The following is a 1,858-nucleotide window of genomic DNA, read 5'->3' on the forward strand; positions in this document are numbered from 1 at the left end:
GCGGGATTTCCCGCCGCCCAACTGGCCGGATTTCTCGCCGCCGTTGACAGGTGGCACAGAGCGCGCCAGTGATCATCGCGCCCGGATCCATCACCTCAACGGCGGCCATGTCGGAGGGATGCTGGAGAACGACAGCGATGCCGGAGCGGCGTCCGAGACAACTGGATGCCTAACGTTATACTCGTGTTTTAAAACAATGGGTTTTTTTTAATTGCGCGCATTTTTTGTTATTTTCGCGGCCTATAGTGACGTCTCGCCCCGCTAGATTGATTGCCGATAAGATGCAGTTATCGACAATCGGACAAAGGTGGAACATGAACAGCTCGTTGACCGTTTCCGCGCAGATCAGGCGAAGGGATTGACGACACGGAGCCGGCCTTCGACCAGCAGACCATCCTGCATGTCCTCGCTCCACAGCGTGGCGCACCCGGCCAGCAGCGCCGCCGCCACGATCATCGCGTCGTAGACCGACAGGCCGTAGCGCTCGGCCAGCGCCCGGCCGACGTCATGGGTCTGCGGCGTCAGATCCTCGACCGCGCACAGCGCCCGGACGCCGGCGAGGAAGGCGCCCGTCTCTTCCCAGCTCAACCCCGCCTTGCGGCGACAGTTCACCAGCGCCTCGTTGAGCACTTGGACGCTGATGCGCGGCCCCTGCCCGAGGATGGCCTCGGCGCGGGCCGCCTTCGGCCCGTCGTCAAGCAGATACAGAACCACGTTGGTGTCGGCGAACTCAGCGCTCATGCGCGGCGTCGCGGCCCAGTCGCGCCGTCGCGGGCAGCCTGCCCCTGAACCGGCGCAGATCCGCGAGAACCTCCTCGGCGCGCGCATGGCGGCGCAGCGCCACCGCGTCGCCGTCCTTCACCAGCTCGATCCGGTCGCCCTCCTTCAGACCCAGCTCCCGCACGAGGGCCGAGGGCAGGCGCACCGCGAGAGAATTTCCCCATTTGGCAACCTGCATCACGTCCTCCCTGACTGCATCGGAGTGGATATACATAGAAAAGTGACTATCCGCAAGGCGGCGTCCCACGGCTCGACTTGTGGACAAAGATCGAACATGATCCTGTGACGCGGTCACCGGCGCCCATGGGCGTCGACAGGAGAAGCCGATGTCGGATGGCCCGTTCGGCGCCCCTCCCCTGCCCCGGTCGTCGGCGCTCGCCGCGCTCGTCGGCCCGCGCGAGGCCCTGCCCCCGATCTATCGCGACTTGATCGAGCGGCTCGCGCGCGAGACCATCCCGGAAAACACCCGTCGGGCGCTCGAGAGCGACCTGCGCTATCTCGCGGCCTGGAAGCGCGTCGCTGTCGGCGAGGAGCTGGCCTTCCCCGAAAGCGAAGACATCGTCGCCCGCTTCATCCTCGACCACAGCGCCGACCTCGAGGCGCTGGCGCCCGACGATCCCCCGCGACTGACCGCCGACGTGCTGATCGATCTCGGGCTCCGGCGCTCGCGCGCGATGCCGCGGCCGAGCACGCTGGAGCGGCGGCTCGCGTCCTGGCGGCGGCTGCACGGCGCGCGCAACCTCGCAGGGCCCTTCGGCTCCCCTGCCCTGCGCTCGCTGCTGGCGCGCGCGCGCGCGGCCTGCACCGGCTGCCCGACGCGGCGCTGATCGAGACCGCCTGGGCCACGGGCGGGCGGCGACGGTCGGAGCTTGCTGGCCTACGCGTCGAGGACCTCGATCGCTCGGCATTCGCGGCGGACGGGACCATCACCGTCCGCCTGCGCGAGACCAAGACCCACAAGGAGACGGCGCCGCCGCCCCCTGCTGCTGACGGGGCGCGCGGCGAAGGCGCTCGACCTGTGGTTGCGGGCGTCGGGCGTGAAGGACGGGGCGGTGTTCCGGGCGCTGACGCGGCCCGA

At 68.6% G+C, this 1,858-nt stretch carries 4 protein-coding genes; 2 read left to right on the forward strand and 2 right to left on the reverse strand.

Annotation, left to right across the window (positions count from 1 at the left end):
- The coding region (locus V7Q31_RS19060) for a hypothetical protein (protein ID WP_333835412.1) at nucleotides 1–211 on the forward strand (211 nt) is incomplete at its 5' end.
- 134 nt (nucleotides 212–345) lie between these two features.
- Here the strand turns inward: V7Q31_RS19060 and V7Q31_RS19065 are convergent.
- Together V7Q31_RS19065 and V7Q31_RS19070 are read right to left on the reverse strand one after the other, a co-directional pair.
- Entirely contained in the window at nucleotides 346–741 is a 396-nt protein-coding gene (locus V7Q31_RS19065) for a PIN domain-containing protein (RefSeq protein WP_333835413.1), read from the reverse strand.
- A complete protein-coding gene (locus tag V7Q31_RS19070) occupies nucleotides 731–958 on the reverse strand; it encodes an AbrB/MazE/SpoVT family DNA-binding domain-containing protein (RefSeq protein ID WP_333835414.1) in 228 nt (75 codons plus the stop codon). Before V7Q31_RS19070 ends, V7Q31_RS19065 begins: the two co-directional genes overlap by 11 nt.
- Before the next feature lie 148 nt (nucleotides 959–1,106).
- Between V7Q31_RS19070 and V7Q31_RS19075 the strand changes: the two genes are divergently transcribed.
- Nucleotides 1,107–1,607 carry a hypothetical protein gene (locus V7Q31_RS19075; protein WP_333835415.1) on the forward strand — a complete coding sequence of 167 codons (501 nt, stop codon included), beginning with the start codon at nucleotides 1,107–1,109 and terminating at the stop codon, nucleotides 1,605–1,607.
- Nucleotides 1,608–1,858: the final 251 nt, after the last annotated feature.

This window comes from Rubrimonas sp., from assembly GCF_036788415.1.
Classification (GTDB): Bacteria; Pseudomonadota; Alphaproteobacteria; order Rhodobacterales; family Rhodobacteraceae; genus Rubrimonas.

Excerpts from the sequence above, each read along its gene's own strand:
- V7Q31_RS19070 (WP_333835414.1), bottom strand. The coding sequence starts at position 958 with ATGCAGGTTGCCAAATGGGGAAATTCTCTCGCGGTGCGCCTGCCCTCG.
- V7Q31_RS19065 (WP_333835413.1), bottom strand. The coding sequence starts at position 741 with ATGAGCGCTGAGTTCGCCGACACCAACGTGGTTCTGTATCTGCTTGAC.
- V7Q31_RS19075 (WP_333835415.1), top strand. The coding sequence starts at position 1,107 with ATGTCGGATGGCCCGTTCGGCGCCCCTCCCCTGCCCCGGTCGTCGGCG.